At 59.5% G+C, this 7,877-nt stretch carries 5 protein-coding genes; all 5 read left to right on the forward strand.

Annotated features, from left to right (window positions below):
- The first annotated feature begins 926 nt into the window (after window positions 1-926).
- Window positions 927-1,412: a hypothetical protein gene (locus tag AC1DWF_RS28400; RefSeq protein ID WP_476842335.1), complete on the forward strand. Its 486-nt coding sequence runs from the start codon at window positions 927-929 to the stop codon at window positions 1,410-1,412.
- The gene (locus tag AC1DWF_RS28405) at window positions 1,409-1,645 is read left to right on the forward strand and encodes a hypothetical protein (RefSeq protein ID WP_476783601.1); all 237 of its coding nucleotides are present in this window, start codon (window positions 1,409-1,411) and stop codon (window positions 1,643-1,645) included. Before AC1DWF_RS28400 ends, AC1DWF_RS28405 begins: the two co-directional genes overlap by 4 nt.
- Window positions 1,646-1,656: 11 nt before the next feature.
- On the forward strand, window positions 1,657-3,645 hold the full coding sequence (locus tag AC1DWF_RS28410; RefSeq protein WP_476783602.1) for a hypothetical protein: 1,989 nt from the start codon (window positions 1,657-1,659) through the stop codon (window positions 3,643-3,645).
- The gene (locus tag AC1DWF_RS28415; protein WP_476842336.1) at window positions 3,642-6,443 is read left to right on the forward strand and encodes a hypothetical protein; all 2,802 of its coding nucleotides are present in this window, start codon (window positions 3,642-3,644) and stop codon (window positions 6,441-6,443) included. Before AC1DWF_RS28410 ends, AC1DWF_RS28415 begins: the two co-directional genes overlap by 4 nt.
- The coding region (locus AC1DWF_RS28420; RefSeq protein ID WP_476842337.1) for an AAA family ATPase at window positions 6,440-7,877 on the forward strand (1,438 nt) is incomplete at its 3' end. The genes AC1DWF_RS28415 and AC1DWF_RS28420, both read left to right, overlap by 4 nt.

Genomic DNA, 7,877 nt, shown 5'->3' on the forward strand with positions numbered 1-7,877 from the left:
TGAGTGCACCAAGCAGGCACTCAATGAACTTCTTCGTTTCGCCCAGCTGTCCCAATTCGTCATTGGAGCTACGGACGGCCTGGCAAGTGACACCAACGTCAAAGAACATCCACTAGCAGCGCTGGATAAGCTCGCGGACGTTCGCAACCGACTTTTCAGCCTGACCAACCACGAACAGTTTCTGGACGCAGATATAGCCTTCGTGGCGTCTGCGGCGAACGCGTTGCAAAAGGAAGCCGGCCAGCATGCAAGCGCACTGCTCGCGCCGCAGCGCGACGTCAATGCCGCTGCAAGGCCGCTTCCTGAGGTCATTCCGGCGGTAGCGGACCAGATTGTCAACAAAGGCATCGCCGCCAAGCTGGAAAGAATCAATGCTATCACGATCAGCAATGAGGTGCGTAGCTGTCTCGAAGAGCTAAATGCCTCCTGCAGTTCCAGTCAGCTTGAGGAGTTGAAGTCGCTGGCCTCGGCACTGGAGCAGCAGTCTCAACGTCCAACTGAGCTCGACAGATTGAATTCCACCATCTCGTCGATCGACGCGGCTCAGGCGACCGCCAACAAAGTCGCACAGGAGCGACTGACCGCCTTGCCTGCAACGCTCGAAAGACTGGAGAGGGAGAATCTTAAGTCGGCTCGGAATGCCCTGTTCGAAAGGGTGGGGGTGGTATTTGCGTGGTTCGACTGCCTGTTCGAATACGAGTCATCTGCCAAGCAAGGCACTGTAGGCACTGACAGCTGCAAGCGAGACGGCCATTTCAGCCAGGCACTACGTGACGACTACAAATCTCACCGGGCGCACCTGATCCAGATCTGCCGAGCGGCCGGAGGCTCACCGGAAGTCTGTCGCGCACCTGGGGTTGTGGCCGCCGTGGAGCCCGCCGTTGACGGGCTGCCGTCGGTCGACGATGGGACGAAGACACAACCGAGTGACCGGCACAACAACCAGCAAGGCGGCCAACAAGGTGGCCAGCAAGGTGGCCAGCAAGGCGGCCAACAAGGTGGCCAGCAAGGTGGCCAAGGCGGCCAGCAAGCCGGCCAACAGGGTGGCCAAGGTGGCCAAGGCGGCCAACAAGGCGGACAGCAAGGCGGTCAAGGTGGCCAGCAAGGCGGCCAACAAGGTGGCCAGCAAGGCGGCCAGCAAGGTGGCCAAGGTGGCCAGCAAGGCGGCCAACAAGGTGGCCAGCAAGGCGGCCAACAAGGTGGCCAGCAAGGCGGCCAAGGTGGCCAAGGTGGCCAACAAGGTGGCCAGCAAGGCGGACAGCAAGGCGGCCAAGGCGGCCAAGGCGGCCAACAAGGTGGCCAGCAAGGCGGCCAAGGTGGCCAAGGCGGCCAACAAGGTGGCCAGCAAGGCGGACAGCAAGGCGGCCAAGGCGGCCAGCAAGGTGGCCAGCAAGGTGAAAGTACCGAGTTGAAGGAGGATTTCTTCGGAAATCAGACCCCGATGCCGGCAATCAGTCTGCGCGATCCCAAAGGAACGGGTGGCTCGGGCAGCTCGACGACGAACCCAAATACAAAGGCGCCCGACCCTAGTGGGAAAAATGTCCTCGATCAAGGGGCCAAGAATCGAGATCCGTCGGGAATCGACGACACCAATGGTGCCATCAACAACGAGTCCCGGGACAAGCCACCCTATCAGATGAACTAAAGGGGACGAGGATGCGGAGCTTTCTAGCCGATTGGCCGATCCGGATCGCAGCAATTGCTGCCACGATCGTAGCTTTGGCAGTCGGCGTCGCCTTGGCCGTGCTGCTTCCGCAGCGATGGTTCTCGCTCACTGATCCGACGATTGGGCGGGAGTGGATCCTAGGGGCCGCGCTGCTCTACATCGCAGCGATCCTCATTCGCTTCGGCTTCCCTTCTCTGCCATACGCGCGGATGTTCGGGCGCAGTCTGATCCCATTTGCCGCTGCCGTCTTAAAGATCGTCCTCCTCTCCGCCGGGATTACGGTTCTTTTGCTCGCGGCATTCAACCCGGTCGCCGGCACACGCCTTTACATCTATGTCGACTACAATCCGAATGTCGGCGGCGACGGCAGGGCCGCGCTTGCGCGAAACCTGATCGCCCAGCGTGAGAACTGGCTAAAAGGAGGCGGCGCCGAGAGCGACCTCCACTACATTCCCGGCGATAGCGCGAGCATCAGGGAAGCGGTGGAACGCCTTGCGAGCGCACCGGACACTACCGTTCTTTTGGAGATAGACCAGCTCCTCCAGCAGTTCAAGGATGGTTTGGGCGCCACTTCATCCACTCCAGATTTCGGCACGTTCATCCTTGCCAATCTCGAGACGTCCGTTGAAGAAATCGAGGCGTCCGGGCGAGCAGGTGATCGACTTGTCGTACTCAGTACGTGGCGTGGCGCCCCGCAAAACTGGGCGCTGGACATGCATAGGTTCGGGTCGACCTGGATACAAGTTGCCGGCGAATCCTCAGGTGGCGAAACCAGTCCAATGAGCGTGCAGTCCTATGAGATCGCGCACTATCCCGGTCTTCGGCCCATCCTTAGCATCCTCGTCCGAGCGGAAGCCGCGATTGAGCTGCTGAACCCACCACCTTCCGTATTCCTTACAAATGACGGCGACGAGAAGTGCGACAACCAGACCGGAACAGAAATAGCTGTCAACCTGGGTGGCGCGCCTTCCGCGATTGGAACTCTTAGCACCGGTAGGTTCGAGCGCGAGCAGACCCAGTTCGTCCAGATCCGGATCGTCCTGCCGGCATCCGGTCCACGGTTCGTATGCGTAAACTTCCCCGGCGCCAAGGGTGCACAGATCCAGTTACGGCAGCCGCTCTTTTTGGGTGTCAGGCAACTCCAGCTCAGCGCGTCTCCGGAGCTAGCCGCGATCCTAAGGGCCCTGGTAGATACGGGCTTCGAGCCAGCTGGCGGCGAACTTTCGATCTCACCGCTGGTCTCCGCCAAGATCGCAAAGACGGATGGTTCGGCTACAGTGAGCGTGCTGCTGGACGACAATGGAAACCCATCTGAAACCGGAAGCTTTGACATTAAGCTGCTTCCAGCAGTCGATCGGGGTTCTACCCCCGTGCTCTGGGACCTAGCGATTACGCCCAAGACCGATCCAGGCGTTCGGTTGGACGTCCTTGACTACGTGGCAGAAACTAAAACCAGACTGTCTGGACACCAAGCGAACTATCAGGACGCCCCGGCGTGCGGGGAGCGAAGTTCAATTGTCACCGCCAGCCCACAAGGCGAGAGCGGAAACTGCCACGATGTTCTCAGGATGGCGGGCCCTAGGCTGGAGCTTCATTTGCCTCCTCTGGAAGACATCACCTCGCTCCAGGATTCGCAAAGACGTGCACTTCGGACGACCCTGGTGCTGGCAGCCGCGATCGCTTGGTCGAATGGCAAGGGGGTGAGCCAGGCGCCGGTTACACGCGAGGACTACGCCGTCACCTCTGCGTCGACAGAAACTATCGGCTGGACCCCGATTGACGCGCCCCTATGGGAGCAGCTGGTCAAGGCCCTACTGGGTGAGGCCGATCCAAGGCCGGCATCGAACGCGGCCAACAGCGTGCGGCCAATTCTTCTGTCGCTGGGGCTATTGCTAATTGCGGCGGCCGCCGGGATCGGACTGGCGCGACCACTGATGCTCAGCTTCTCGCGTATCAAGCAACAGGAGAGTGTGACGTGAGTATCCTCGCTCTGATGGTCACCCTGCTTTGCGTCGCCGGTAATGTCGTCTTGCTGGTTCGCAGCCGCCGCCGCGGGCGCTTGGCAGCGACGCCGCTGGTCGTGCTGAGCCTTCTGGCCGTCAGCACACTGTTGCTAGCTCTGAATGTAAGCGAGGCTCTGCATCCGAGCCGCGAACTCAGGCTCTACTTCTCGCTGGCGGACATCAACGTCATCGAGAAGGTCTCCAGTTGCATCGAAGGCAAATCGGCTACCAACTGCCCCGAGGAGTTGCTCAAGCCGTCAGAGAACGTCGTCGCCGTTGTCTCACAAGCAGCCGTCGGGGACGTCGCGTTGCTTGCCCGACCCGGGGGGATTGAAACCGTACGCCAGCTTCTCGCCGAGGAGTCGTCCGTCGAGCAAAGCTCGGGGCTGACAGTCGAGGATGCCATTTCGGAGATCGGACAGGAGACAGCCGGCGGCGACAACATCTACCTGATATTGACTCCTCGTACTCGGTCAGTGTCGGCAGCGAGAATCGCATACCGGCAACTGCTCCAGGAACGACCAGAACTAAGGGAGCGCATCATCTTCGTCAGCGAGGAGGCTCTAGGCATCCCCCGGGACATGCTGATCCCGGACTTACGTCTCGATGCGCCAACAGTGATTTCTGCTAATGGAGGGGACTACAAGGTGCAGTTCTCGGGAGAGAATCGTACCAGTGGAGCCATAGAGCTCGCCGGACTGCAGGTCATCAGCGGCATCAATGCAGCCACTGTCAATACGCTCAAGATCCGCAAGGACACCCTCGAGATCGAGTCGGACCCGAAGCCTGGTCAAACCCTATCGATCGCACCGCGTGACTCCATTGATATCGATGGAACTTTCGCGACGGGGCCGATGGGGAGCGTGACGACCCACAGCATCGTGGTCACCAACCGATTTGGTGAAACGCTGGTTCACTTGAAGGCCGTCACCAGGGTCGAAAAGCCGGTCCTTGGCCTGCTACGGACAACTAAAGACGAGGGCGCTGAAAGCAGGAACGACTTCAAGCGCTTCGCCCAGGCCAGCAGCGTCGATGTGACCGATGTCTTCCTCGACTTCGCCGGGATGGCCGATCCTGCCAAGCTCGACGGACTGATTCAATCTTCAGCCGAGAACCTCGCATTGTGGGGAATGCTGGTTGTTGCGGAGCCGTTGACGGCGGAGCAAGGACAGATTCTGCTCGAGGTGCTGAAGCGCACCCCTCAAAATGCGAGCCCTCCGTCACTCCTTTTTGTAGGTGGTGGCGACTCCGRGACGTTGTTTCAGAACTTCGCCGATCCACGAATGACCGGGTGGCAGACTTTTCTCGACCCCTTGGGGATCCGAGATATCTCGGGCGCCCGAAAGATCCTTGTAGCCGTTGACCAGAGCGGCAGCCTTCGAACGTCGTCTTCCGACGTCAAACTGGCCATTCAAGTGCTATTTGACCCGAAGTTTGGCTTCGGCGCGAGAGATGCCAACCTGCTTCTTCCCTTCTGCGGTGCACCCGTGAACGGTCAGCGCGTTTGCAAACCAAAAGACCTCGAGGGCCAGCTCGAAACAGTTTTCGATATCAACAACTGGGAAGGGTCTGAGCAGCTGACAACTCTGAACGCTTTTGCCAAGGATCGCGCCACAAACCTATTCGCTATCCCAGGCAACTTCAGGGACGTCAGTGACTTCGTCCTCTTTTGGGACGGAGATGACATCGCCGGCACTAATGGCGGTGACGACAGATATATCTCGGACGCGGCCGCCGCCGTGCTACCAGAACTCGCGGCGCAAGGCATCAATATCCACATCGCAACCTTTCAAAGCAAAATCGTCGATGAGCGTGTAGCTGTCTTCGAAGAGTTAAGCCGCTTCAGCGGCGCAGATTCCGGCACGAAGTTCCGCGACAGCGTCGTCAAGACCGTCATCGGCCGAGGGCTTACTGTCGAGATCGGGAACATTGACAAAGTGAACGACATCGCAAAGCTCCGCCTCCTTGCGATCAATGGCAGTAAGGTCCAGGTCATTAACAGCCTGTTCGGCCCGAATACCTTTTCAGAGGTCGATGGCGCCGGCGCGGCAGTCCCGCTGCTTGTCCGCCACCCATCCGGCTTTCCGGTGCCTCTCATGGCCCTCAAAGATGCCGTGGGATTCGATCCAAGTGGCTCCGGGACGCCATTCAACCTGAAGATCGGCTATCTCGGGATCGATCTGGCTTCGGAGTTCGCGGCGATCGGGATCGCCGACGACCAGGATCGGCGGAACGCGGTGAGCAACGTCGTCTATGCCGCAGTCGACGCGATGGGCGCACAACTCCGAGCCCCATCCGTTTCCTGGCGCATCGACGGCAGCCGTGTAGCGGCCACCCGGGACGACTTCCTTCCCTTCGACATCACTAACGGCCTGCAGGCCGACATTCGTGGCTTCGAGGCCGATGGAACCTTGTCGCGGGGCAAGGGGCTGCAGCACGTGGGTTGGGATGAGCTCGGACTGGATCGGATGAGCATCGACCTATCCAGCACTAAGCTGGACCCCGGCGGGATCTATGGCGTGCAGCTTTCCTTTTGCCACCTGCAGGATGCCGCGGCAAAGGCCGCGGATGGGTGCTCGAAGGTTGAGCTTGAAATACCGGTAGTCGGCGCCTTTCCAACGTTGATCAGCGCAGCCGGCGTGGAGTCGTTTGGAAGCTCTCCGGCGGACAAGAACAAAGTGTCGGATCGCGCCTTTGCCATCCCAGAGGGTCTTGCACAACTGGCTTACGCAGCACTGGCTGCCGCAATTGCAATGGGAGTGTTTCTTCTATGACCCAAGATAGAAAAGGTGCTGCGCAGGCAACGGACGAGGACGATATCCGCAAGGTCGATCCCTCGTTCTTCGAAAAGCGGGACGGGGCCTTTCCGGACGCACGAACTTTGCGCAGTGGCAGCGAGAAGTATTCCAAGCTCTATCACATGGTCGAGAACTGGGAAGGCCTTCGGCGATGGAAAGACGAGGAGGAGCTCAACGCGATTGAAAACCACTACTACGGGCGCGACGCGGAACGACGATACTTGTGGCTAGACGAACTGGACCGCCACAGGGCGTTGTCTGGTGACATTCCCAAGTCACGAAAGCCCGAAGACGAAGACAGTGATGCCATCAAAGATGAGAAGTTTGCACTCCACACGACCCTGACATCGTTTTTTGAAAAGGCCCGCGCGTACATCTCCGGTCAGTACCCTGGAAACAATATCCTCGAGGCTTTCGACGCGATTTTCATCGGCCTGATGTTCGGCAGGCATGTTTATGTCGAGGGGTCATCAGGCATTGGCAAGACCCAGATAGTCCGCGAGCTCTGCTCGATGCTTTCGCTGCCCTACCAGCAGTACGATGCATATGCCGATGCCACGGATCTCAGTCTTCTGGGTGGCGAGGTACCAGTTTCTCAGAACAATTCAATCGCGTTCAGCTTCGAGCGGGGTCCACTGCTGACGCCAGGCCTTCTCGGGCTTGTCATCGATGAGCTGCCACGTCTGCCGGCCTCAACGTCGAATGTGCTCTTGCAGGCAATGGCCGAGCGGAAGGTTAGCGTCAGCCTTGTTGCAAGCGGACGCGGTACAGCCACTGTTCTGTTGTCGCCGCATTTCATAGTGATCGGGACCGGCAACCCGGTCGGCTACGGCGGGCAGGGTGAAAGGTCCTTCGCTCTGTTCGACCGCTTCGACATCGGCATCGAGATGAAGCACCCGGGGCTCGAGGCTCGCCGACAGATCTTGATCCAGCAGGGAAGGTCAGCCGCTCGCCCCGACTTCAAGCACAGGCCTGGGTTCACCCTCAACGCCATCAATTCACTGATTAAGGATGTCCGGATATCTTCGCTCTTCGTGCCAATCATGATTACGGCCGCCTATGCGCTAGGGCCGAACGAGTTTATCAAGCGGACGGAGACCGAGAACCCCGAGCGCCTCACCGATGAGATGCTGAGCCGGTTCGCCAATCTGACGGCTGATCCTCGCGAACTTGTTATGTGGGGAGCCGCCCGGGCATTCGCCAGCAAGCACAAGGGCGAGATTCGCCAGCTCATCAATATGGTCGAGGAGAACCTGACCGAGGGATCAAACCCTCGCGGCGAGATCTCTGTCGTCAACAATGCGAAGGCGCTCGCCCTTGTCCGGCACCAGCCCAAGGCCACGTGGACGACGCCGGAGGTCTATCTGGACGACCTTGGCCAGGCATTTCATTGGGCCAACTACGCGCGAC

The sequence above is a fragment of the Aminobacter sp. P4_D5 genome (genome assembly GCF_056401815.1).

Coding starts and splice junctions, on each gene's coding strand:
- AC1DWF_RS28410 (WP_476783602.1), top strand. CDS start 1,657: ATGCGGAGCTTTCTAGCCGATTGGCCGATCCGGATCGCAGCAATTGCT.